Below are 23,707 nucleotides of genomic sequence, written 5' to 3' on the forward strand. Positions count from 1 at the left end.
TCTCCTATATCCAGATTTTGATTACGCTTTCAGAATATCAGAACCTGAGCTTCTGGCGAGATAGAGCACAGAACGTCCTCTCTGGAGAACCGTCAGATGCTAGTGAACCAAATTCGCAGCACAATCGACCATTTTCTACCTGCCCTGTGGGACAAAATACGAGCCAATTCATACCAATAAGAGCCATATCGTGATTTCATCAGCACCTTCCCTTGCCTCAGACTCTCCCTCTTTGAGCATTTCCACCATGTTCGCTCTCCGTGTCAACAAAAAAAAGCAGCCCCCGATAGGTAGCTGCTGCATTACTTTAAAACCCTAGTTTGTTAACACCAAATACCCACTGTACGCATACTGAAGTCCGTACTGCATCACGATAGCCTAATGCCCAGACGCCCGGACATCCCCCTCCGCAGAGGCATCCATCTTCTGACGTCCCATATAAAACGAAGCCAATAATGCTAACGCTGCGGGAATCACCGCCCAAGCAAAAGTATTTACTATGGAAGACGATAACCCTGCAGTAATCTTACCCAGAATCTCAGGTGGAATTAGCGCCCTAGTCTCCGGTGAAAGCAAGGCATGCGGGTCTTTAAAATCCATAGCTCCCGCAGGAGCCGATCCTCCTCCACTAGCCGAGAGTAGCTTGGTAAGACTGCCGGAGAAATAATGACTTTGAATGATACCGAAGGTGGTAATGCCTATGGTCATGCCCAATGAACGAATGAAATTCAGCGTTGCGCTGGCCGAACCACGTTGCTGTGCGGTTAATCCATGAATGGATGCCGTACTTAGCACTGAGAATGAAGCACCAATCCCTAGTCCAATTAAGATCATATACAATGTAACCAGCAATCGCGAAGCCTCCGGCGTAAGTGTCGCTACAAGACCAGTACCGATCACCAGAAGTGCGAATGTAGGAATGAGCAGGCTGCGGTAACTGGTTTTTGACATCAGAAATCCACCCATCGTAGCTGTAACCACAGAGCCAACCATCATTGGCAGCAGCACAAGTCCCGAATTTGTAGCCGATCCTCCTAATACCCCTTGAATAAAGATAGGAATATATACGGAAGCCACAATAAAAGCTGCACCGCTAAACAGAGCACAGATAATGCTCACTGCGTATAATCTTTTTTTGAACAAAGCAAAAGAAATGATCGGTTCTTTCGCTCTAGTCTCCACAAAAAGAAACACCGCTGCAAGGATCACAAAGGCTGCAAATAAACCAAGAATCATGGACGAATTCCAAGCATACTCTTTCCCGCCTAGTTCCAGCGCAAACATTAAGCAAATAACTGAACCTAGCAGCGTACCTGCTCCCAACCAGTCAATAGGCTGTTTAGAATGCTCATGGGATTCTTTATAAAAGAATACAACCATCGCAAAAGCCAACAGGCCAAGGGGCAAGTTAATATAAAATATCCATTGCCAAGCAATATGATCGGTAATATACGCCCCCAGTAATGGACCAAAAATACTCGACAATCCAAATACTGCTCCGAATGCCCCGCCGAGCTTGCCCCGAGTCTCCAGCGGAACAGCATCGAACATGATGGCAAAAGCGATTGGCACCAGCGCACCCCCGCCAATTCCCTGAATAGCCCGGTACGCAGCTAACTGAGTAATTGTATCAGCCGTTCCACAGAGAGCCGAACCTACCATAAATACGATAATTCCAAAAATAAAAAACTTCTTGCGGCCATACATATCGGATAGCTTGCCGAAAATGGGCATACCCGCCATCTCGGCTACGAGATAGGCTGATGTGACCCAGACAAATTTGTCCATTCCGCCAAGCTCTCCAACAATATTCCCCATCGCTGTAGCAACAATAGTGCTGTCCATGGAAGCCATCAGAATTCCTAATAGGAGACCTGCGATAACAATGCCCAGATTTGGCGATTTGGCAGCACTCATATGTTCCACTCCTCTTTTTCTCAAAAAATAACTATAAATTTATCTTTAAATCTTCACTTGATGCTTCACTGTTGCGTGCTTATGAACTTCTAGTGTATCACGGAACTCCACCGTTTCTATTTCACAGTCCGGGCCAATGATTACACGTTCTCCCCTTACCATACTAGCCTTTGTATTGACCAGATCAATAGCATCGCCCTCGATTAGCCCTGCTTCAAACAGTATTTTCGAAGTTGGCTTCATCATATGAAGCAGTCTCCCAGTTTTACTCTTCTTAATGGTTAAGATACTGCCCCCAACCTCCTTCGCACTACTTGGACCAAACAATTTAATCTCCAAATGCTCAGCACTAAGTAATCCAGCTACGCTTAAGGCACCGGAAATTTGCAATTTTTCCCCTTCACAATCACCCTTCACATCCAGATTTCCGTAGAGATGAAGCTTATCGATTTTTACAGAGGCTGCTTTTATTTCCCCCTGTCCACGCAAGGAATCTCCTTCAAGACCACTCTCTAGCGCAATTTCACCAGTGATTTTCATTTGCTTCATATGCAGATTTCCAGCAATATTGGCATTTCCAGTCAGACTCATCTTCTCGCAATTCACATCTCCGGCGAATTTGCATTCTCCAGTGATCTTAACATCTTTGAAAGAACCCCCGGCTGAAGACGTCGTTCCAATTATTTTCAGATTATCATTCACCGACCTTCTCCACCTTTCCAACTTTCGCTTCAGGATGCACCGTAATTTGTTCGCGATACTCTACCCGTCCGAGTGTACAGCCTGGGCCAATAATAACAATATTCCCTCTGATGATATCCGCAGTTGTATATTCTATATCTATAAAATCTCCCTCGATCGTTCGAGTACATAGCTCCGGTCGAAGTTTAGGGATGATTCCACTGAACATCTTACTCCAAAACCCACTATTTACTTGCCGTATCACTAGGCTCTCCACACCAATTTCATTAGCCTTCGCCTGACTCTGCAGTTTGAAGTCCACATGACCGGCACTGAGTAAACCACCAACATTAAAGCTTCCTTCACCTACGAAATCCTCAAGATCACAATCCCCCTTGACTGTCATCATTCCGTTAAGGGTGCAGCTTTCACCTCGAAAACTCTTACCTACAGTAAGAACCCCATCCACCTTTAGGGTGCCAAATTGCAAATTGCCTATCACTTTAATGACCCCGTTGCACTCTGCTTCTGCTGCTGTGAGATCATCATTCAAATTCATATGCCCATTTCCTTTAAACATTCGTGCCACAATCGGCCCCACTACTTTACCTACACCATCCATGTTTACGTTGTTGTAAGTACCTCCGGCCCCACCACTAACCCCGTTTATAATCAAATCAGGCAGCTGATGTTTGTCCATTACTCTTCCTCCTATTCAACAAGCTTGTAGGCAAGCTTACCTTTCAATTGTTCGATCAAATCTGCATATGTCATTTTACTGACCAATCTAACCCCTTCATCAAACCATAACTCCGCAGGCGCTTGTGCCAGAATGAAAGATGAAACCCCCATTTTCCGGACAAAAAACAATTCCCAGCTTCCACTCTCGAGCCTTGAAACTTTCTCCTGCAAAGTGCGAAACAGAAGCTCCGCCTCCTCCATACTCATTTCCCCAGCACTAAGCAGGCGGTCTACAGCGAATAAATGAACGAGCTCCTCAAAAGTATATTTACTTTCATCACCGAGACTTTCTCCAAATTTCCTCAGCGTCGTTGTCGAAACAATGTTACGTTCTACAATTTCCTTAGCAGTTATACTCACCTTTTCAAAGGATGCCTTATCCGATAGCTTATCAGCCATTTCATCCAAGGACAGCCCATCTTTCATATTCACAATGTTGTGAATCCGCGACAAGATCATCTCTCTAGGAAAAAAAGTCTCTTGCCCAGTGAAGGTAGATTTACGGATAAACCATTCCTCGGGAATTAACTGCTTCCTTTTCCAGCGGTACAATTGCCCATATGAAATACCGGTTAAATCCAGCAGTTGCTTCTTCGAAATCAAATCATCTTCCATATGCGATCACTCCTTGAAAGCATCGTAACATAACACTGTTACGTTGTAAACAAAACACTCCCCCTTAACTTCTCTACCGCAACAAATCATTGCATTAAAGTTTCCCTCCAAGATTTTACGACACAGGCAAAAAGTAAACCTCCGTCTAGAGGAGGATTTCCACTCTCAGCACAAAAAAGCAGACAGCTCCTAATAGTAAGGAAACTGTCTGCTTTAATTCATCTACTTTATTAATAAATCAAGATTATTCAGCTTTGTCTTCTCCAGAAGCTTCCACTGCAGCTGGTTCAGCAGCATCCTCTTCTGTCGGCTCTTGAGCTGTTGGAGGTGCGATCCGGACAATCAAAGTGTCCTCAGGCGTCAAAATTTCCCAGCCTTCATGCTTTGGCAAATCGGACACTAGCAATTGATCTCCAATATCCAGTCCACTAATATCCACTTCAAAAGATGCCGTTAATTTATCTGGAAGTGTACGAATTTCCAGTTCATGCAAATCAATTTGTTGTACGCCACCACTTTTCACACCAACGGGCTCGCCAGTAAAGTGGAATGCTACTTTTGTATCCAATTTGGCTTTCATATCAATCTGCTGAAAATCAATGTGAAGCAGTTGTTTGGATACGGGCTGGCGCTGAATCTCTTGAATGACAGCATTCTTTTTGCCTGAGTCTGGCAATTCTAATGTTAGAACTGCCCGAGGGTTATTAGCCAAAATCCCGGTAATTGTCTTAGCATCCGCTGTAAAGGATCGGCTATCTGAACCTGCACCGTACACGACGACCGGTACAAAGCCTTTTCTGCGCTGTGAAGAAGTCGAGCCGGATCTTTCTGTCAAACGTACTGTTGTATTCATGATGATTCCTCCTAAGTAGGGATTTTAAACAAGACCGATTAGATATGTACGTATAACCTAACCACTCTCTTATTACCCATTTGTCCTGCCTTTGAACCATTAAGGATCTTATTTATGCAGGTTATAACAGGGTTAAATTGTATTATCATACAATTTAACAATAATTATTCATAACTTAGGAAACAATGAGTTGCTCACGGATAACTGCAATCCTATCTGGGTATCTTCTCGCTTTTTACAAATCGCAGTAGTAAAATATAGGCAATAACAATATAGGAGTGAAGCCATAAGATGCAAATTCAAAATGGGACAGATCGTTTTTTTGTTGCGAATGACGGTAAGGACCTTGCCGAGATCACATACAGTTTGGATAAAGAGGCTGGGGAATTGGTCATTGACCACACCCGTGTCTCTGAAGAACTGCGCGGGCAAGGTACCGGTGAAGAACTTGTACGGGCTGTTGTAGATAAAGCCCGAAATGAAAAATTAAAAATTGTTCCTGTGTGCTCCTATGCAGCTCATCAATTCGAGAAGCATCCGGAGTATAAGGACGTGCTGAGCGGGAACACAGGCGGACGAGACTGATCTCTCTTCCCGTTTCCGTAAAGCTTTATCAACCTATTCGAACTTATTCACTTAGTTCAAATACACTTTAGGAGGAAACGGGTTTGACTACTACTGATACTTTGAGAAATATAGAGGAGTTACAAGAACGCTGTGAGCAATATGACGGAATTTCACTAAAGTTGAATTGGGATATGCTTCGCGGCCCATCAAATGTTGGTGATACAGAATGGCTTGTGACCTATGATGATGAACTACTGGTCGGATTCCTAGGTTTGTATGGATTCGGAAGTGAAATGGAAGTTTGCGGTATGGTTCGACCAGGTTACCGTCGACGTGGAATCTTCACCTCCCTGTGGAACCGGGCACAGACGATTATCAAACGGGGCAATGTTGATAGCCTGCTTCTAAATGCTCCCGCCTCCTCAGCCTCCGGAGCTGCGTTCCTGCAAACACTACCTCTTCAGTTCAACCACGCGGAATATCAAATGAAATGGAGCGGAGATTCGGTTGCTTCTTCTGAAGCAAGCTCAGCGACAGGAACTGTGATCTTACGACCTGCTCGTGCAGACGAAGCACCTATCCTCGTAGAGCTGGATTGTGGAGGCTTTGACATGAAGACAGCAGATGCCGCCGAACTTTATGACCTGCAGAAGCAAGAAGATCTGCAAGAGCATATTATGATCGAAATGGACGGACAACCTGTTGGTAAAATGCGACTGTGGACCGAAGATAATGAAACTTGGATTTATGGGTTTACCGTCAACAAGAAGCTACGAGGGCTTGGTATTGGTCGAAGCGCACTTCTTCAAACGATCGAACGAGAACGTAAAAACTATAATGGCATTAATCTGGAGGTCGCTCTAGATAATCCTAATGCGCTTAAGCTATATGAAAGCTGTGGCTTTGTCATTCAGAATAAACAGGATTATTACCGTTATATCGGCTAATCCATAGAATTAAAGCCTCCTGTCTAATGGCGTTCTCGCCTGTAGAGCAGGAGGCTTTCTTATTATCACATGAGTCCAAAGCCTCCAACATTAGCTTCGCCTCTATCACTTCTACGGTTACTGCAGCTTAACGAGCCGTCAGCGAGCACTTCCTGCTCCAGAAATACAGATAACAATCGCACGTAATCCAAAGACTCCTTATACGGGACTGCATTTCCCTTGTAAGTGTATTTACGCCCCTCTAGCAAAGAGTAAATTTCCACGGTCTCTGCAGGCTCTCCGTAGGCCGCATAACAAAAGACATTAGTCATATGCAAAAAGCCCGCAACGGTATCCTCATTGCCATTCACCATAAATTTCTGAATGTTCAGACTTCGACCATGCTGAGAAGAATTCCAAGCCAATTGAGTAATCATAGATAGCTCCAGATTCAACTCCGGCACGGGCACATACCACTGCTCGTATAGCATTACCGGAATTTCCTCTAGATGATTGGTCGAAACGACACGCATAAGTTCATCAGCTATACTCGTCTTGATATCCCAATATTGAAGTAATGAAGGAAATGCGTCCCCTCTAGGAGGCCATCGACGCTCTAACAGAAATTGTATCGGTGTTTCCCTTCGAACTTCAGGCAACAAACTGTAGAAGTCGTTAAGTGTATGCCCTACAGCATATTGAACCTGCTGGCGCCAGCGTGGGAGCCCGGTCGCTGGAGCACCGCTTGATAAATTCTCGGCTCCACCAAGCATAATGTGCTCCACTCGATAATCATGCAACCGTTTATACGATGGCGTATGTAAACTCACTGATTTCTTCATCCAACTTCCCGCTGGCCCGCCCATCCTATGAAACCACCGTACAAGCTTCGATAAATTGACGACCGAATTGGCGGCAAGCTTCTTTTTCAGCAGCGTTCGGTCCATATTCAATCTTTAGGCTATCCTGTAATATAAAAGCCCCGCGTTCCTTTAACTTCTCCACAAATAAGTCCACCGCTCCACAATAAATGGCGTAACCTGTATCTCCACTACCGAAAACTGCTGATTTCATAGCGGTCAAATCAAGCTCATCCATCTCCTCATAGAAATCAAGAGCTTCATCCGGCAGCTCTCCATCTCCCCAAGTGTATGCTCCTAACAGAACGCCTTCATATGAATTTATCTCAATCGCATTACATTCAGTGACCGATTTCAAAACGGCTTCACCGCCTGCTTGGCGTATTCCCTCTACAATCAATTCAGCCATTTCCTCAGTGTTCCCAGTTAAACTGGCATACGCCACTAGCACTTTAGTCATCTATCTGTTCCTCCCATTACTAAACATAAAATTTAAATGATGTGTGCTTCACCCTCATTCTATTTGATAATGATTATCATTGTCAAATGATAAAAATAAAAAAACGCAAACTCCCGGTTATTCACACGGTTAAGCTTGCGTTCGATCCTTATTTTTGCTCAATACTGAATTAGTATGCTCCTTCGAGTAAGGTAATGTGGTTCCCCTCAGGATCGCGGAAGTTCATTTCCTTCCCGCCATACTCCATCGTAACCGGCGGCTGACAATCCAGTCCCTTAGCTTTTAATTGCTCATACGTCTCATCGAGATTATCGCAGCCGAACACTAAATTAACAAAGCCTGTCGTGAGCTTGTCCCATTTTGTCGCATCCCAAATGATAATTCCAGGCTGCTTCTTGTCAAAGCCAATCTTTGCGCCATCAAAATTGCCATAACCTTCGAACGGGATAGGAATACCCAGCACCTCCGAGTAAAATGCAGCCAGCGCTGCTGTGTCCTTGGTGTAAATGTTAGTACCTTCAAAAGACGAAATCATAATTTGTCCCCTTTCATTCTCAGCATCATAGTGTCAATTTTAACTTGAATTTAGTTTAACAAGGCTAACAGCCTTTGTATTGCAAAATTGCGACATTTTATCTGCCAGCATAGACTAAAGCTTCAAGTGGAGTTCTTCCTGCATATTTCTTGAAACTATTTATGAAATGCGGCTGATGGCTGAATCCATACGAAAAAATAAGATCCTGCATATTCTTCGTCTGCACAGGCTGATGATACATTTCCCGCCATACATTCTGAAATCGCACAAGATCAGCTGTTTTTTTAGGTGATACACCTATGTATTCTTGAAACAGTCTTTCGAGTTGACGTCTGCTTAGATTAGAGCTGGCTTCCAAATCCTCAGCGGTTACGACACCCTTTTGTTTAATTAGGGTATAAACGGCATTCATCATCCGATCGTTAGTCCGGCCTCCACGGTCAAGACGCTGAAACAGATAAGCCTCAGCTACCGCTATTCTTTCATCCATAGAGTTTGCTTGTTCCAGCAATAGTCCAAGCTCACTTTTAAACGTACTAAAGTAATGGTCTACATCCACAAATGCATTCAAGACATCCCGAAGATGGTCATCCGCAAAAAAATGAACAGCCCAGAAATGAAATCGGATACCGAATCGTGAAATCAACCCTTCCCCCCTGTCTGAAGGCACCTCAAATGGAGCATCATTGATGCCAGAAAAAACGGATGTTGTTATCCCTGTTGATTCATCTAAATCCCAAATAATGTCCATGCATGTATCCGGAATAATCGTTTCATTTCGAGGTTCATAACAAGATATCTTGTCCATTAAGGGAACTGATACATCCGTACGAATACGTGGTGCAACAGAGCCCCAGAAACAGCGAATATACGGCTGCAAAGCTTGGTTGGGTAGATATTCACTGGTTTGGGCTGGATTTGCAGTTATCGGGAAATATAGAGGTGCGAGATTGAACATAAGCTGCTGTTCTCCGATCGGTAAAATTGTAAGCACTCTGGATTCTGATCATACACAATCGCTGCTTGATCTGCCAGAATAACAGCAGTCAGCATGGAAATATTATACACATTATCTTCATTGAATAAAATAAACAGTGCATTAGACCTGTGCGTATTTTGTTTGTAGCTATATGGTGAAATGATGTACAATAAAGGCTAAATGAATTTTTGAAGGATGGATTAAAAAATGTATATAGCTAGCGACTGGAAAGACTATGAAGTAATTGACACTGGCGGTGGAGAGAAGCTTGAACGTTGGGGTGACATTATCCTGCGCCGTCCTGATCCGCAAATTATTTGGCCACTCTCCAATGAGACCGCTAAATGGCGTGATGTACATGGTCATTATCACCGTTCCTCGGCTGGTGGTGGACAATGGGAAATGAAAAAAACGATTCCGGACGATTGGAAGATTAGTTACGGAAAATTAAAATTCCACCTCCGTCCTACGAATTTCAAGCATACAGGGCTATTCCCTGAACAAGCGGCCAACTGGAGCTGGATGATGGACAAGATTGCGGCTGCTAACCGTCCGATCTCAGTACTGAATCTATTTGCTTACACTGGTGGAGCTACTGTAGCCGCAGCAAGTGCCGGCGCTTCTGTTGTTCACGTGGATGCAGCTAAAGGAATGGTGCAATGGGCCAAAGAAAATGTCCAGCTGTCCGGCCTGGGTGATCGTCCAGTTCGCTACATCACGGATGACGTATTCAAATTCGTACAACGTGAACAACGTCGTGGCAGTAAGTATGATGCGATTATTATGGACCCGCCTTCCTATGGAAGAGGACCTGGTGGAGAAATGTGGAAGCTTGAATCCAGCTTATATCCATTCCTTGAGAGCTGTATGCAAATCATGAGCGATAAACCTTTGTTTATGCTAATCAATTCATACACCACCGGGATTTCTCCAACGGTACTACGTAATATGTTATCGATGACCATGGGCAAACGTTATGGCGGAAAGCTCACCTCCGGTGAAATCGGTCTTCCGATTACTTCCTCCGGCATGAACCTGCCATGCGGTATTCTGGGACGCTGGGAGGCGTAAGCCATGACACAGCATTTATCTGGCAGCAATGAGCCGTTGGACGGAATGTCGAAGCGCTTTGAAGTGTTATACGAAGATAATCATCTTCTAGGCATTGTGAAGCCCGTGAATATTCCTGTTCAGGAGGATGCTACTGGAGATCCTGATCTGCTCAACCTGCTCAAAGAAGATGTGAAGGAACGCTTTAACAAACCTGGCAATGTCTATATGGGGCTAGTCCACCGCCTGGATCGTCCGGTTGGAGGTGCAATGATCTTTGCCAAGACATCAAAAGCAGCATCAAGACTATCCGAGTGTGTCAGAACTCACAGCTTTCATAAGGTGTACTTAACGGTCGTGCACGGTAAACCACCAGCATCTCATGGCCGTCTTACCGATACGCTGCTTAAAGACGCCAAGAGCAATACCGTCACCGTAGTCCGGAAAGGAACACCCGGCGGTAAGGAAGCCATTCTGGATTACACGGTACTTGGCAGCGCTGAGGGTTACAGTCTGCTCAAGATCGATTTACTTACCGGTCGTTCACATCAAATTCGAGTGCAGCTTAGCTCCATCGGCTGCCCCTTATACGGTGATCAGAAGTATGGGGCTTCGGTGAACAGACCTGGACAGCAAATTGCACTGTGGTCTGCACTTGTAGGCTTTCCCCACCCTGTTACTAAAGAAGAAGTAGAACTCATTTCTCTTCCGCCACAAACCTATCCTTGGGATCTGTGGTCGCGGGAAATACTAAAAAAAGAGCTTTCTTAAAACAGCCCTTTCTTGCAATTTAAAACAGGCAGTGATTGTCCATTAACCGGAGAATCGCTGCCTGTTTTTTTAGATCTACGGTGGGTTGATTGAACCCAGTAGCTGCATTCTGTACACTTATTCACAATAAAAAAGCAGTCAATCGGATTTCAAGTGCATTCTCTACAATTAAAAACTGGCTAAACCTCTCAAAAGTAAAGATAACCCTGCGTTTAGGTGTATAAAATACAGTTATATCTATTTGGCAGAGTGAATAGCAACTTGTAGCTGTACGAAATACAACTAAGTATTTCTAAATGCCTACTTCGTGCCTCTAAACACTACTTCCTTCATTTCTCTAAATACTCTAATAAGATATTTATAGGTTTGTCATCCCATATCTGGGCCTCAATATATCGTTCAGGTCCCTTGTCACCGCTGGTATTCCATTCCTGCGGCATACCAAATTGTTCTATTACACGGACGATCTCGTCCTTGGTATACACTTGATTGCGATAAGGTTTACCATCTTTATATCTCATTGTAGGAAATAAATCCCCGTAGGTGAAGCTGATACCCTCAGCATTAAATTGATCAACGGAAAGCTGCAGGCTTTTAGCTTCTGGATACCAGTCTAATAACCACGGACACTCTCCTAGTGTCATATAATGTGGGTAAGCTCGCGATGGCTTTCCACCTTTTTGAAAATAATTCTCTGGCTTTTGCTTCAAGGCTCCGTCGAATTTCAAGATAATCTTGCGAACGTTTACTTGCAAAGCTTCTATTCTGGTGTCGTAGATCATTCAGAATTTGTTCTGCTTCTTGTGGTGGTAAATCAGATAAATTCTGAAATGGACCCGTAGCTTTATCGTAATAATGATACAACAAAGCTAGCTTATTCACGGCGTAGAACCTTCCGGCGTAGCTGTAACTACCATTTTGCCCATTAAATAAAGTAGTAACTGTTGGTTATGAGAGGAAATCGGATCAAGCGCTTCTGCAAAAAAATCACTGCGGATCTTCAAACCACGTACAGTCTCTTGCGTTCCAATCTCGGTTATACTCACCCATACAATACGGCGGTCCGCAGCATCTCTCTCCCGAATGATAAGCCCATTTTTCTCCATCCGATCAAGTAACATAGTAACCGCTGCAGGACTGGTCGCCAGATGTGGAGCCAGATCAGAAGGCTTCATGGCATCACGTTCCTGAAGCAGTTCAAGTACTGTGAGCTGGGCATCCGTTAGCGATGGGGCAAGATTACTGTCCATATGTAGTTTGTAATCTTTCAAAATTTTATGCCATATTTTACTGAATTCAGAAGCGTGCACACTTATTCCTTCCTTTCCTCGCGGTTCTATCCGGTATAACTACATTTTCGCGAAACAAATTCCATTTCCTGCAAGTGAAGAAAAATAAATCTTCTGCACGGTTGAGCAAGAACATTAAAAAAAGGCGTTTAGTCAGTTCTCAAAAAGAATTGACTAAACACCTTAATCTGTTAATTACTGATTAGTTTTACTTAACTGCCGGAAAAAGATTAACAATCTCATCTTTTTTCTCCACAGGGACAATCTGTTTACCCGTAGAACGACGCTCTCCAAGTGGTGCGGATTCAGAAGAGAATGTGTGATGTGCATTCTCCTTTGTAATAGCATTCAGTTCCAGCGGTTCTCTGCAATAGAAAGCCCCTGCCAATCTACTGCCATTTGGTCGTACTCGTTTGCCTTCCTTAAATTCAAAGGTTGGCATCCCTTTTCCACCACGGCTTTGAGATGGATAATCTACTAGTAATGAACGTTTTGCATATCCAATATCAGAGATGGAGAGAATCTCACCTTCATCTTCGCTGACCCAGAAGCAAGAAATCACCTCATCGCCCTCACGAAGCTGAATCCCTCTTACACCGGATGCAACACGGCCCATAGGATTAACTTCATTCTCATGGAATCTAATACTCATTCCTTCACGAGTCACGAGTACAATATCCTTGTCATTCGTACTAGTAGCCACTGTAATGATCTCATCACCGTCTGCTACCTTACAGGATGCTACAGCTCCGGAACGGCTTGTAGAGTATTCCTTGAGCTCTGTACGCTTAACCTGACCTCTACGGGTGATAAACACAAGACTTTGCTGCGGATCATCAAGATTATTGACCGGAATCACACTTATGATTCCATCCCCTTTAGACAATCCGATAACGTTAACGATCGCTGTGCCAGGTTCTTTCCATTTAAACTCCGGTATCTGATGAACTGGAAGCAAGAAGTATTGTCCTTTTCGCGTAAATACCAGCAAACTGTCACGGGTATTCACATCGAGCAGCTTGACGATATGATCGCCTTCTTTAACACCCGATGTATGGCGTTCACCACCAGAACGGGTAAAGGAAAGCATACTTGTACGCTTAATATAACCGTCTGCGGAAAGTGCTACTAACACATCCTCTGCGTTGACCAACGCTTCAAGGCTAACCTTAATCTCCTCAACCTCGCCTTGGATCAGAGAACGGCGATCGATCCCGTACTTGTCGCGGATCTCCAGTAATTCCTTACGGATTACAGCTACGAGCTTCTTGTCACTTTCCAATATGCCGCGCAGATGTGTAATCTTTGCCATCATTTCGTCCAATTCTTTTTGGAGTGAAGTAATCTCCAGATTAGTCAGACGATACAATTGCAAGGTAAGAATGGAGTCCGCTTGACGTTCACTGAACCCGAACATCCACACGAGATTGTTCTGAGCATCCTGTCGGTTCTTCGATGCCTTGATGGCAGCGATAACCTCATCTAGAATATTCAGTGCTTTAACCAAGCCCTCTAAGACATGAGCACGGTCTTCTGCGCGTTCCAGATCAAACTGGGTGCGATGAGTCACAACTTCACGCTGATGAGCAATATAAGCCTCCAGGATGGCTTTAAGACCAAGCTGTTGCGGAGCTTTGTTAACAATAGCTACCATATTGAAGTTATAAGTGATTTGAAGATCGGTTTTTTTGAGCAGATACGCCAAAACGCTTTGGGCATCAGCCTCTTTTTTGAGTTCAACTACAATCCGAAGACCTTCTCGTCCACTCTCATCACGAACCTCGGCAATGCCATCGATCTTCTTCTCTAACCGAATGTTCTCCATGGAGGTAACTAGTCGTGATTTTACAATCTGGAAGGGAACTTCAGTAATCACGATTTGTTGCCTGCCGCCACGCATATTTTCAATCTCAGTCTTGGAGCGCAAGTAAATACGACCTTTACCTGTGCGGTATGCATCCATGATGCCATCGCCACCCATGATAGTGCCGCCAGTAGGAAAATCCGGACCTTTCATGAAGGTCATGATATCTTCAAGTTCAATATCCGGCTTTTGCATAACTGCGATGCAAGCATCAATAACCTCACGCAGATTATGCGGCGGAATTTCAGTGGCAAAACCTGCGGAAATCCCACTCGTACCATTCACGAGTAAGTTCGGATACCGAGAGGGAACAACAACAGGCTCTTTAGCTGTATTGTCAAAGTTATCCTTAAACAATACTGTCCGCTTCTCGATATCACGCATCATCTCCATTGCAATCGGAGATAACCGTGCTTCCGTATAACGCATCGCTGCAGCTGGGTCATCATCCATCGAGCCCCAGTTGCCGTGACCGTCAACAAGTACATGCCCCATCTTCCATGGCTGTGCCATACGAACCATACCATCGTAAATCGAGGAGTCACCGTGTGGATGGTAATTACCCATTACATCCCCGACGGTTTTGGCGGACTTGCGATACGGCTTGTCAGGCGTATTGCCAGAATCGTACATCGCATAAAGAATCCGACGCTGTACAGGCTTAAGTCCATCGCGGACATCGGGAATCGCCCGGTCCTGAATAATGTATTTGGAATACCGACCAAAGCGGTCACCGACGACCTCTTCCAGAAAAGCCGGCAAAAATTGTTCTGATAAACTACTCACTTTGCTCACCTTCTGTTCCTCAATCTGTCCACTTTCTTAAAGATTGGTGATATTCTTTCACTGCGCTTTGCGGATCATTCTTCCGGTCGCTGTTGTTTCCAGATTTTTTGATTATACCGCTGTTAGCGGATAAAATCCGGAAACAAAGGCGAACGCTAACGCTCCTCCAGAACGATTCCGCCACTCCGTTTGCCTATCACCAAAAAATTAAAAACAGTGGAAGTATTCGTCACTTGCAGCAATACTAGCTGCAACTACTCTACAATTTCAGTGAAATCGACATTTTCAACAATCCAGCGTTTACGAGGATCGACTTTATCACCCATTAGTGTAGAAACGCGGCGCTCCGCTTTAGCAGCATCCTCAATCTGCACCTGAAGCAGTGTACGCGACTCTGGATTCATCGTCGTTTCCCACAACTGATCCGGGTTCATCTCACCCAATCCTTTATAACGCTGAAGCTCGAAGTTTTTGCCGAATTCCTTTAAGTAATTTTGCAGTTCTTCATCACTCCAAGCATATCTTACGGTCTCCAGCTTGCCCGTTTTACGGGTCAGCTTATATAGCGGAGGCTGAGCGATAAAGACCTTTCCAGCATCTAGTAACGGCTTCATATAACGATAGAAAAATGTCAGCAGCAGCACCTGAATATGCGCTCCATCTGTATCCGCATCGGTCATAATAATAATTTTGGAATAATTGCTGTCTTCGACGGTAAAGTCTGGACCAATTCCTGCACCAATCGTGGAAATGATCGCTTTATATTCATCGTTCTTCAGGATATCCAACAGCTTGGCTTTTTCCGGATTCATCGGTTTTCCTTTTAGCGGCAGGATCGCCTGAATCTTAGAATCACGCCCTTGCTTCGCCGAGCCTCCGGCCGAATCACCTTCTACGATGAACAGCTCGGTTCGTGTAACGTCCTTAGACTGCGCAGGTGATAATTTACCGCCAAGATTCGAGCTCTCGCTGCGTTTCTTACCTGTACGAATCTCATCACGGGCTTTGCGAGCCGCTTCCCGAGCCTTCGAAGCTTGAATCGACTTTTTCAGAAGACTTTGTGCAACCTGTGGGTTTTCTTCCAGGAAACGAGCCATATTCTCAGATACGATATAGTCTACTGCACTACGGGCAGAAGCACTACCGAGCTGATCCTTCGTCTGTCCAACAAATTCAACCTCGGACATTTTGACACTAATGACAGCCATCATACCTTCGCGCAAGTCATTTCCTTCTAAATTCTTATCCTTTTCCTTAAGCAACTGTGTACGCCGGGCATAGTCATTTAGCACACGAGTATACGCAGTCTTAAAGCCAGTCTCATGAGTACCCCCGCTACGAGTAGGAATGGAGTTAACGAAGGAAGCCAAGGTTTCTGTATAGCCTCCATTGTACTGAAGGGCTACTTCCACTTCGATATCATCTTTTTCTGCGCTGAAATGAATGACATCATGCAGAACATCCTTACCCTCGTTCAGGAATTGAACAAATTGGCTTGCTCCACCCTCGTAAAAGAATTCGTCCTGACGATTACTGCGCTCATCATGCAGCGTAATACGCAGACCGGAATTCAGAAAGGCAATCTCCTGTACCCGCTCTGCCAGTGTGTCATAATTCAGGGCTATTCCATTTGGAAAGACGCGAATGTCCGGTTTAAAAGTGATTTTCGAACCGGTTTTGTTGGTGTTGCCCAGAATTTCAAGGCCTGTTACAGGTTCGCCAACATGCTCTTTCCCCTTCTTGTCCACCCAATATTCAAAACGTTGACGATGGATTTTGCCTTCACGATAGATCTCTACTTCAAGCCATTCAGACAAAGCATTCGTCACTGAGGCTCCGACGCCATGCAAACCGCCTGATTTCTTGTAACCAGATCCACCGAATTTACCGCCTGCATGCAAAATTGTAAATACAACCTGCGGCGTTGGCACTCCTGTCTTATGCATTCCAGTAGGAATTCCACGACCGTTGTCAGTCACTGTTACTGAGCCATCTTTGCGAAGTAGTAAATCAATCTTCGTACAATACTTGGCTAAATGCTCATCCACAGCGTTATCTACAATTTCCCATACTAGATGATGTAGTCCCGAAGAACTTGTACTGCCGATATACATGCCAGGTCGTTTGCGAACTGCAACTAGACCTTCGAGCACTTGAATGTCGTCAGCATCGTATCCAGTACGGCCATTCTCGCCGTTATTAGAAACTTCAGCAAACATATCGATCTGTTCGAGCATTCATGCTCCTCCTTCTTTTCTCTATACTCAAGCATTAGCGCCTTCGGCGTCCTTTTAAAGACGGTAAGCCTTTAAGCGAGAAATATAAGATATTAAGTATAGATGCAAATCTTATACTTCTTATATTTCAAGAAATGCAAACAAACGTTTTGGTCACTTTGTACATTCTAATTCAAAATATCCCTTTTCGTAAAGACGGCGAATGAAATGATCACCGAAGCGGCCCCCCATACAGCCAGCACAGCCATGGAAAATGACAAGGACATCCCCTCTATGGGTGCAGGCGTTCCTGACAAATAACCGGTCAGTCCAAGATTTACCATAAATAAATATTTCGCTGTTGTCCACGCTGAAGCCATATTGGTCAAAATATTCCCGGCGATCAGCGCTGCCATCATGACCACTATACTAGCAGCAGTGCTCCTTACAAGTACAGAGATCATAAAAGCAAGCAAGGCAACTACGACGCTAACGAACCAGACCAATCCACCTTGCATAAGCATATACTTCCACTGTGGCACTGCATGTACGGTAGACATATCCACCGAGTCCCCACTGATCTTAAAGCCTGTAAATACAGGGATATTAAAACCCTTGTATCCAAAAGCCAGACCGGAGATTAGGTAGCTGATCACAAATGTGGAGAGTACGATAAGCGAGACAAACATAAGCAGCGCCGCCATTTTACTAAATAAGACTTTCCAGCGCTTAACTGGCCTTGTCAGCAGCATTTTGATCGTTCCTGTGGTTCGCTCCGCAGAGACTAAATCCGATGCTACCGCCATTATGAGCAGTGGAATAAATAAAGTAACCGAATTATCCAAAAACTCTCGGGTAAACGTAACGCCACTTGGCTCGTTCGGATTCACATCATGATGTAGGTAATATTGAAGCTGCTGTACAAATATTCGCCGATAAGTCTTCCATTCCTCTGGAATTCGATCACTGCCCAAAGAATTTTGATTATCAATGATCTGCTGCTGGATCTCCAGACGCCAATCGGAATTGAATTTATCTCGGCTACGCTCCGCTGATCGCATCTGAGCGTAGGTAAACATAGGCACCAATACAATCAGAATCAGCAGTATAACATAAAACCGTTTCTTTTTAATGATTTTTAAACACTCATTACGGATTAACGGAAGCATATTATTCAACGTTCTCACCCTCCGTTAGTTTCAAGAATAGCTGTTCCAGTGTCGGATTGATTTTATGCACAGCCCTAACTTCGATTTCAGAAGTCACCATTACGGCCACAATCTCGGGGATTAAATCCTGCTCCATAATAGTGATTAAAGAATTCGGACCCATCCCTGCAATAATAGAATCATCCAAGGTGACTTCTTCCAGCTTCTGAATCTGAATGTCCGGGCGATCAGCCAGCAGTGCCCGAGCTTCAGCAAAAGGCTCCAGCTCCCAAAGAACGTAAGGCGAATTTCGAGCGATCAGCTCATCTACCGCACCTACCGCCAGCACACGTCCTTTGCTAATAATCGCAACACGGTCACAAAGAAGCTGAATTTCGCTGAGTAAATGACTCGATACAAATACCGCTAGGCCCTCATCAGCCAGCTTGCGTATAAATTCTCGTAACTCCTTAATTCCCTTTGGATCTAAGCCATTGGTAGGCTCGTCCAGAATAAGCAGACGCGGACGTCCCAGCAGCGCTTGCGCTATGCCTAAACGTTGTCTCATCCCAAGCGAATATGTACTTACCTTATCATGGATTCGTTGATCCAGCCGAACGATATCTACGACTTCGCTAATACGAGCATTATCAATACCAGGCTGCATGCGGGCAAAATGCTGTAAATTCTCCCATCCGGTCAAATAGGTATATACCTCAGGGTTCTCAACGATAGAGCCAACAAATTGCAACGCTTTTTCCGGATTTCGATTCACATTGTAACCACATACCGTAATCTTGCCCTCGCTAGGACGAATCAAATCGACAAGCATTCGAATTGTAGTCGTCTTCCCAGCACCATTGGGTCCTAGGAAGCCAAATATTTCTCCTTCTCTCACATCAAACGTGACATCATCAATAATCCACTTTCGTCCTATTTTTTTCCGCACCCCGTCCACAGACAAGACGACCGGGCTGGATTCTCCACTGTTCGCTTTTGTCATATTCTGCTTATCTCCTTGTTACTGTCATTTCCTCGACTAGTACTTGCTCAAAGGATATGTTATCTAACACAGCCATCTTTCTTAGAAAGCTGGCTCTCACTTATGATCTAGTGTATAGCCTGAATGAATCGCTCTCCGATTCGCTGATATCCATCCCCATTCGGATGAAAATGATCCGTTGATAAATATTTGTCCAAGTGCTCCTTAAACAAATCAAAGGTAGGAACCAAGGTCATATTACTGTGCTTATTAATAATTTCCATAGCTGCATTATTCCACTTCGTAACCGCCTGATTACCTGGTACAAGTAGATCTGGGATATCTCCAAAGGGGTTATATAACCCCATATAATAAATTTGAGCGTTCGGATTGATCTCCATGATCTTCTCAAGAACCTTACCCAATCTGGCTGCTGCTTCGGGAAGAGCTGCGAGCAATGACTCTGGCGTTAGCTCTTGATCCGTTGTGGATTCACTCTGAAGCGCGCCGCTATTCTGCAAAATGTTCGAGTCCTTGAATAAATCATTCCCTCCGATCGAGAGCAGAATGACATTTGCCATGTGCAGTGCGTAATCCACTCCATCTTCTTCCAGCTTGCTTTGCAGTCCTGCAGTAGTCAAACCATTGATCCCCATGTTCCCTAAAAAATCAACTTCGATACCTTTAGCGGATAAACCACTAACCGTGCGCTTAACAAATCCTTCTCCGGTGTTATCACCAGTTCCCTTGGCTAGCGAATCACCGAGAGCAACAACTTTTAGCTTCTTAGTCGTCTCCGTCACTGGAGCGGCTGTTTGCTGTGGCAAGTTTGTCTCTGACGCTTCTCCAACCGGATAAATGATGTCTTTGACCGCATAAACTAAACCTACAATTAGAATTATTGTTGTTATTATGGAAATCAGGCTGATTGTGCGCCATGTCCACTTTGAATCATTCAAAGCCATCCCTCCGTGTGCCGTTCTATTATGTATTGTTCCACATTTTACAAAGATCTTAACTATGTACATAAACATAAATCTTCCATACCGGTTTTGCAAATGTCTAAAATAGAAATTAATCCTGCTGCTCTGCATTTTTAATCCAAATAAAGACATGAAAATCCTCAAAAAAAATTTGGTGATTAGAGCTCCGACACAAAAAAACGTTCCCCGATTTTCTTCGGAGAACGTTTGATTACAGTAATGGTTAATTTACTTATTTACCGATAAATTCTTGAACCCAGTAGTTATTGTCATAACCTACACCGATATAATTGAAGTTAGCATTCAAAATATTAGCGCGGTGACCCGGACTATTCATCCATGCTTTCATTACTTCTTCTGGTGTTTTTTGACCCATAGCGATGTTCTCACCTGCAGCGTTATAAGTGATCCCAAAGGATTTCATCATGTCAAAAGGTGAACCATACGTAGGCGAAGTGTGTGAAAAATAGTTGTTCGTGCGCATATCCGTAGCTTTTGTAGCAGCTACTTTATGAAGGCTGTCTAGTCCAGCAACGGGCTTCAGACCAGCTGCCGCACGTTCTTTATTTACCAACGTTACGATCTGCTGAACATAAGTTTCTTTATTGCTCACAGCGCCGGTACTTGGTGTAGTCTCTGTGGGTTTAGTCACAGGTTTAGTTACAGTAGTTGTATCCGAAGGCTTAGTTACAGGCTTAGTCACAGTAGTTGTATCCGAAGGCTTAGTAACCGGAGTTCCGGTAGATGTATCTTTATTTGGAACCGTTCCAGTTTGAGGCTTGGACACCACGATTGTGCTATTAAAAATAGGGAGTCCCTGCAAGTTAGCTTGTTTTAAATATTGTAAAACTTGCTCATAGCTAGTTCCTGATTTAACGACTGTTACTTCAGTTGAGGCTGCATTCGCTTCGAGTGGAAGAGAAATACTAAGTGCCATAACAGCTGCTACACTACCACCAATAATTGCTCTTAATCTCTTATTCTTCATTCTGCCATCTCCTCTTTCTTGTGTGTAATATATGTTCCTGCTTAGAGTGACCAGCTACAAATGTTACAAAGTTGTAATTTGTTCCTCAGTCATTGTAGCATAAATCTATCAGCTGTGCTCTTCTAATTTTTAACATTTAATAGTCTTGTCTGTAAGTTTTCCGAGCCTGAATTCATTCGATATTGGCGTTAAAAAGCAAAAAAAGTCGCCATTCTCGAGAGAATAGCGACTTCTGTATGCTTAAGTGTATCAGGTATCTAGTGAAACGACTGCCAAAATTCTCCCTCCGTAGAGATAAGTCCCATAATTTCTGCATATGGAATTCGGAAAGTAGGAAAACCTGCAGAATAAGGAGCAATCTCATATGGTGCGAAGTAAAGATACAACGCCTCATTATCTACAAAGAAAGGCTGATCTGAGGTAATTCCTTTATACGTATCCGGAAAAACATAAGAGTACTGAGGATCGTTTTCAATCTGCTTCCCTACGATTTTACTTAGCTTCTCCACGTATCTACTTCCTGGCTTGAACAGATCACCCAGCTTATAGAACCTTCCGTTACGTAGATTAGTATGTGTATAGATTTTGGTAGGCATGCCGTGGGCTGCTCCAAAAGGATAACGGTAACCCGTTAACTCCAGCACTAGAAGGTTTTTGCGGAAAAAGGATACTGAAAAATCACCATTATAACTGAAATCCTGTGCTGCTCCACCATTACCAGCATCTTCAGCAAGTGACAGCTTGCGCAGCTTATCATTTACCTCTCTTGAAACTTCTGCACTGGCAATTCCCTCAACAACCGGATAGTAGACCAAGTAATCTCTGTTCGGTTTGTATTTTTTCTCCACAACGGAATAAGGAGGTCTCAGTGGAATGACGCCATTTTGCCTCCAAATTTGCTTGCCTTGACGGTCATAATAAGCTGTACGTTGATCTATATCTGCTCTAATTAAGCGGCCGCTAAGAGTAAGCGTTCCGGTTCCTTGGATGACTGGAGGCTGAGCTGCTCTTTTTCCGGTTCGATCTATAAAAAATGTCTCCTTAGCATCATACACAGACGCCAGTCCGTCCTGATAATTATTCACACCAAGCAGGGTATGATTGCTCAGAATCGCTCCTGTCTCTGCATCGGCGATAATGTAGCGTGAGCCTCGATAAGGTTGACTAGGGAATATTGGTGTTCCTATGGCTGCTCTGCCTTCACCAAGCTGCAGGACTTCATAATATTTCGCGGGGATGATCATTCTTCCTTGTTTATCAATCAGGCCGTAGGCGTTACCATAATTCTCAGCGGTATTCACCACTGCACGCCCCTCCGAGAAAGGTAAAGCGGAAGTGAATTGCGGCTGAATTGCTACCGTACCATCCGTGTTCAAATAACCGTACTTACCGTTCACAGTCGCTTGATAAGCGAGTAGCTCCTCACCAGGACTCCCTACGAAAGGATGATTGTACGTATGCAGAATATTGCCTTCAGGGTCGATGAGTGCATACTCCCCCTCTTTTATCTTAACCAAAACCATACCATTCATAAAATCATTGGCGTCTACATAAATGGCAGGCAATACCTCTTTGCCTTGCGCATCTACGTACCCATATAGCGATTGACCGCCGGTTGTATTTTGTTTTGAAAATAATGCCAATCCCTCATGCAATGAGTTCAGATAATCATAACGGGCTGAAGTCACTTCTTTACCTTTTTCATCGATAAATGTGTACCCTTTCGCATCAGACACCACTGCGCGTCCTTCCGAAAAAGGGGCTATAAACGAGTAAATGGGCTTTACCCGCTCCCGTCCAGAGCTATCAATTAGTCCGCTACTGTTTTTTCGCTGCACAATTGCTAACCCATTCTTCTGAAACTCCTCAGCATATTCGTATCTAGGTTCAATCTGGGCGCGACCTTCGTCATTAATATATCCCCAGAGCGTACCCTCTTTAAGATTAAAAGGCGCCGGATGTAGCCCAGTATTCCTTAAATCGTCGTCAACCCACTCTGGTAATACGTAAGGCGTCTCATATGGCTTATTGGAGTAGTCAACACGATATAATCCCGCCTCTGCTGGGATTGTGACGAATAGCTCCTCTTCCGTGCGTATGAAATCTTCATCTTGCTGTGTAATATATTCATTCCAGCCAATACCGTCCCATCTCCATACATCCGCCTGTAACGGTCCATTTTCATTCCCTTTCCCCAGCTCATTCAACCTTATTCTTAACATCCAGTCGCTCCCCTTTAACAAAGGCATTTGCCTATAGAATATGGGAGAATGTTGGTTTATGTGCTTTTGATATTGGTGATATGGGGTGAGTGTGCGAGACTGGTTCGCCGAGGTGGGGTGATTCGGGGTACCGGATGATCAAGTTGCGAGATTAGTATGGGGCGGGCTTTGTAGTAATGTAAGAGACATTAGGTTAGTATAGAAGCGCGATTGAGGTTCAGAGTCATGGAGAAGACTAGCACTGGTTAGCAACGAAATAGACATACCAAAAAGC

22 protein-coding genes are annotated in these 23,707 nt (G+C 44.2%); 4 read left to right on the forward strand and 18 right to left on the reverse strand.

Going from position 1 to position 23,707, the window contains the following annotated elements; genetic code table 11:
* Positions 1 to 378: 378 nt before the first annotated feature.
* The 5 genes from R50345_RS19760 to R50345_RS19780 form a co-directional block, all read right to left on the reverse strand.
* Positions 379 to 1,917 (reverse strand): MDR family MFS transporter, encoded by a 1,539-nt coding sequence (locus R50345_RS19760; RefSeq protein ID WP_042129407.1) that lies wholly within the window; start codon positions 1,915 to 1,917, stop codon positions 379 to 381.
* Between the two features lie 45 nt (positions 1,918 to 1,962).
* The gene (locus tag R50345_RS19765; RefSeq protein ID WP_042129409.1) at positions 1,963 to 2,619 is read right to left on the reverse strand and encodes a hypothetical protein; all 657 of its coding nucleotides are present in this window, start codon (positions 2,617 to 2,619) and stop codon (positions 1,963 to 1,965) included.
* On the reverse strand, positions 2,612 to 3,298 hold the full coding sequence (locus R50345_RS19770; protein WP_042129411.1) for a hypothetical protein: 687 nt from the start codon (positions 3,296 to 3,298) through the stop codon (positions 2,612 to 2,614). Before R50345_RS19770 ends, R50345_RS19765 begins: the two co-directional genes overlap by 8 nt.
* Positions 3,299 to 3,309: 11 nt before the next feature.
* Positions 3,310 to 3,954 carry a YhbD family protein gene (locus R50345_RS19775; RefSeq protein ID WP_042129412.1) on the reverse strand — a complete coding sequence of 215 codons (645 nt, stop codon included), beginning with the start codon at positions 3,952 to 3,954 and terminating at the stop codon, positions 3,310 to 3,312.
* A gap of 244 nt (positions 3,955 to 4,198) precedes the next feature.
* Positions 4,199 to 4,807, reverse strand: a complete 609-nt coding sequence (locus R50345_RS19780; RefSeq protein WP_042129413.1) for a 50S ribosomal protein L25 — start codon at positions 4,805 to 4,807, stop codon at positions 4,199 to 4,201.
* 291 nt (positions 4,808 to 5,098) lie between these two features.
* On the opposite strand from R50345_RS19780, the gene R50345_RS19785 reads away from it, so the two are divergent.
* Together R50345_RS19785 and R50345_RS19790 are read left to right on the forward strand one after the other, a co-directional pair.
* Positions 5,099 to 5,392, forward strand: a complete 294-nt coding sequence (locus tag R50345_RS19785) for a GNAT family N-acetyltransferase (RefSeq protein WP_042129414.1) — start codon at positions 5,099 to 5,101, stop codon at positions 5,390 to 5,392.
* A gap of 83 nt (positions 5,393 to 5,475) precedes the next feature.
* Complete coding sequence (locus R50345_RS19790; RefSeq protein ID WP_042129416.1) at positions 5,476 to 6,321, forward strand: GNAT family N-acetyltransferase; 846 nt, start codon at positions 5,476 to 5,478, stop codon at positions 6,319 to 6,321.
* Positions 6,322 to 6,386: 65 nt separating this feature from the next.
* On the opposite strand, the gene R50345_RS19795 is transcribed toward R50345_RS19790, so the two are convergent.
* From R50345_RS19795 to R50345_RS19810, 4 genes are all read right to left on the reverse strand, one after another.
* Positions 6,387 to 7,142, reverse strand: a complete 756-nt coding sequence (locus R50345_RS19795; RefSeq protein ID WP_156114833.1) for a hypothetical protein — start codon at positions 7,140 to 7,142, stop codon at positions 6,387 to 6,389.
* 25 nt (positions 7,143 to 7,167) lie between these two features.
* Positions 7,168 to 7,620 (reverse strand): flavodoxin, encoded by a 453-nt coding sequence (locus R50345_RS19800; RefSeq protein WP_042129418.1) that lies wholly within the window; start codon positions 7,618 to 7,620, stop codon positions 7,168 to 7,170.
* 169 nt (positions 7,621 to 7,789) lie between these two features.
* Entirely contained in the window at positions 7,790 to 8,155 is a 366-nt protein-coding gene (locus R50345_RS19805) for a VOC family protein (protein WP_042129420.1), read from the reverse strand.
* A 97-nt stretch (positions 8,156 to 8,252) separates the two neighbouring features.
* Entirely contained in the window at positions 8,253 to 9,149 is an 897-nt protein-coding gene (locus tag R50345_RS19810) for a helix-turn-helix domain-containing protein (RefSeq protein WP_156114834.1), read from the reverse strand.
* Between the two features lie 192 nt (positions 9,150 to 9,341).
* On the opposite strand from R50345_RS19810, the gene R50345_RS19815 reads away from it, so the two are divergent.
* Both R50345_RS19815 and R50345_RS19820 read left to right on the forward strand, forming a co-directional pair.
* Positions 9,342 to 10,205, forward strand: a complete 864-nt coding sequence (locus R50345_RS19815; protein WP_042129425.1) for a class I SAM-dependent methyltransferase — start codon at positions 9,342 to 9,344, stop codon at positions 10,203 to 10,205.
* Positions 10,206 to 10,208: 3 nt separating this feature from the next.
* On the forward strand, positions 10,209 to 10,955 hold the full coding sequence (locus tag R50345_RS19820; protein ID WP_231573831.1) for an RluA family pseudouridine synthase: 747 nt from the start codon (positions 10,209 to 10,211) through the stop codon (positions 10,953 to 10,955).
* 329 nt (positions 10,956 to 11,284) lie between these two features.
* Here R50345_RS19820 and R50345_RS19825 read toward each other — a convergent pair whose 3' ends face one another.
* The 9 genes from R50345_RS19825 to R50345_RS19865 all read right to left on the reverse strand — a co-directional run bounded on the left by R50345_RS19825 (position 11,285) and on the right by R50345_RS19865 (position 23,433).
* Entirely contained in the window at positions 11,285 to 11,737 is a 453-nt protein-coding gene (locus R50345_RS19825; protein ID WP_231573832.1) for a hypothetical protein, read from the reverse strand.
* 96 nt (positions 11,738 to 11,833) lie between these two features.
* A complete protein-coding gene (locus R50345_RS19830; RefSeq protein WP_042129426.1) occupies positions 11,834 to 12,265 on the reverse strand; it encodes a MarR family winged helix-turn-helix transcriptional regulator in 432 nt (143 codons plus the stop codon).
* Positions 12,266 to 12,452: 187 nt separating this feature from the next.
* On the reverse strand, positions 12,453 to 14,894 hold the full coding sequence (gene gyrA, locus R50345_RS19835) for a DNA gyrase subunit A (RefSeq protein ID WP_042129428.1): 2,442 nt from the start codon (positions 14,892 to 14,894) through the stop codon (positions 12,453 to 12,455).
* A 254-nt stretch (positions 14,895 to 15,148) separates the two neighbouring features.
* Positions 15,149 to 17,131, reverse strand: a complete 1,983-nt coding sequence (gene parE / locus R50345_RS19840; RefSeq protein ID WP_042129430.1) for a DNA topoisomerase IV subunit B — start codon at positions 17,129 to 17,131, stop codon at positions 15,149 to 15,151.
* 167 nt (positions 17,132 to 17,298) lie between these two features.
* Entirely contained in the window at positions 17,299 to 18,288 is a 990-nt protein-coding gene (locus tag R50345_RS19845) for an ABC transporter permease (protein WP_042129431.1), read from the reverse strand.
* Positions 18,281 to 19,261 (reverse strand): ABC transporter ATP-binding protein, encoded by a 981-nt coding sequence (locus tag R50345_RS19850; protein ID WP_042129433.1) that lies wholly within the window; start codon positions 19,259 to 19,261, stop codon positions 18,281 to 18,283. The genes R50345_RS19845 and R50345_RS19850 overlap by 8 nt, the downstream gene beginning before the upstream one ends.
* A gap of 107 nt (positions 19,262 to 19,368) precedes the next feature.
* Positions 19,369 to 20,205 (reverse strand): GDSL-type esterase/lipase family protein, encoded by an 837-nt coding sequence (locus tag R50345_RS19855; protein ID WP_042132316.1) that lies wholly within the window; start codon positions 20,203 to 20,205, stop codon positions 19,369 to 19,371.
* 250 nt (positions 20,206 to 20,455) lie between these two features.
* Positions 20,456 to 21,211 carry a CAP domain-containing protein gene (locus R50345_RS19860; protein ID WP_042129436.1) on the reverse strand — a complete coding sequence of 252 codons (756 nt, stop codon included), beginning with the start codon at positions 21,209 to 21,211 and terminating at the stop codon, positions 20,456 to 20,458.
* A gap of 257 nt (positions 21,212 to 21,468) precedes the next feature.
* Positions 21,469 to 23,433: a WG repeat-containing protein gene (locus R50345_RS19865; protein ID WP_042129438.1), complete on the reverse strand. Its 1,965-nt coding sequence runs from the start codon at positions 23,431 to 23,433 to the stop codon at positions 21,469 to 21,471.
* Positions 23,434 to 23,707 lie beyond the last annotated feature (274 nt).

The organism is Paenibacillus sp. FSL R5-0345, from assembly GCF_000758585.1.
Lineage (GTDB): Bacteria > Bacillota > Bacilli > Paenibacillales > Paenibacillaceae > Paenibacillus_AQ.

What these genes read in the sequence shown, in the direction of transcription:
- R50345_RS19760 (WP_042129407.1), bottom strand. Translation starts at nt 1,917, where the DNA reads ATGAGTGCTGCCAAATCGCCAAATCTGGGCATTGTTATCGCAGGTCTC.
- R50345_RS19770 (WP_042129411.1), bottom strand. Translation starts at nt 3,298, where the DNA reads ATGGACAAACATCAGCTGCCTGATTTGATTATAAACGGGGTTAGTGGT.
- R50345_RS19775 (WP_042129412.1), bottom strand. Translation starts at nt 3,954, where the DNA reads ATGGAAGATGATTTGATTTCGAAGAAGCAACTGCTGGATTTAACCGGT.
- R50345_RS19780 (WP_042129413.1), bottom strand. Translation starts at nt 4,807, where the DNA reads ATGAATACAACAGTACGTTTGACAGAAAGATCCGGCTCGACTTCTTCA.
- R50345_RS19785 (WP_042129414.1), top strand. Translation starts at nt 5,099, where the DNA reads ATGCAAATTCAAAATGGGACAGATCGTTTTTTTGTTGCGAATGACGGT.
- R50345_RS19795 (WP_156114833.1), bottom strand. Translation starts at nt 7,142, where the DNA reads ATGAAGAAATCAGTGAGTTTACATACGCCATCGTATAAACGGTTGCAT.
- R50345_RS19800 (WP_042129418.1), bottom strand. Translation starts at nt 7,620, where the DNA reads ATGACTAAAGTGCTAGTGGCGTATGCCAGTTTAACTGGGAACACTGAG.
- R50345_RS19805 (WP_042129420.1), bottom strand. Translation starts at nt 8,155, where the DNA reads ATGATTTCGTCTTTTGAAGGTACTAACATTTACACCAAGGACACAGCA.
- R50345_RS19815 (WP_042129425.1), top strand. Translation starts at nt 9,342, where the DNA reads ATGTATATAGCTAGCGACTGGAAAGACTATGAAGTAATTGACACTGGC.
- R50345_RS19820 (WP_231573831.1), top strand. Translation starts at nt 10,209, where the DNA reads ATGACACAGCATTTATCTGGCAGCAATGAGCCGTTGGACGGAATGTCG.
- R50345_RS19825 (WP_231573832.1), bottom strand. Translation starts at nt 11,737, where the DNA reads ATGATCTACGACACCAGAATAGAAGCTTTGCAAGTAAACGTTCGCAAG.
- parE (WP_042129430.1), bottom strand. Translation starts at nt 17,131, where the DNA reads ATGCTCGAACAGATCGATATGTTTGCTGAAGTTTCTAATAACGGCGAG.
- R50345_RS19850 (WP_042129433.1), bottom strand. Translation starts at nt 19,261, where the DNA reads ATGACAAAAGCGAACAGTGGAGAATCCAGCCCGGTCGTCTTGTCTGTG.
- R50345_RS19855 (WP_042132316.1), bottom strand. Translation starts at nt 20,205, where the DNA reads ATGGCTTTGAATGATTCAAAGTGGACATGGCGCACAATCAGCCTGATT.
- R50345_RS19860 (WP_042129436.1), bottom strand. Translation starts at nt 21,211, where the DNA reads ATGAAGAATAAGAGATTAAGAGCAATTATTGGTGGTAGTGTAGCAGCT.
- R50345_RS19865 (WP_042129438.1), bottom strand. Translation starts at nt 23,433, where the DNA reads ATGTTAAGAATAAGGTTGAATGAGCTGGGGAAAGGGAATGAAAATGGA.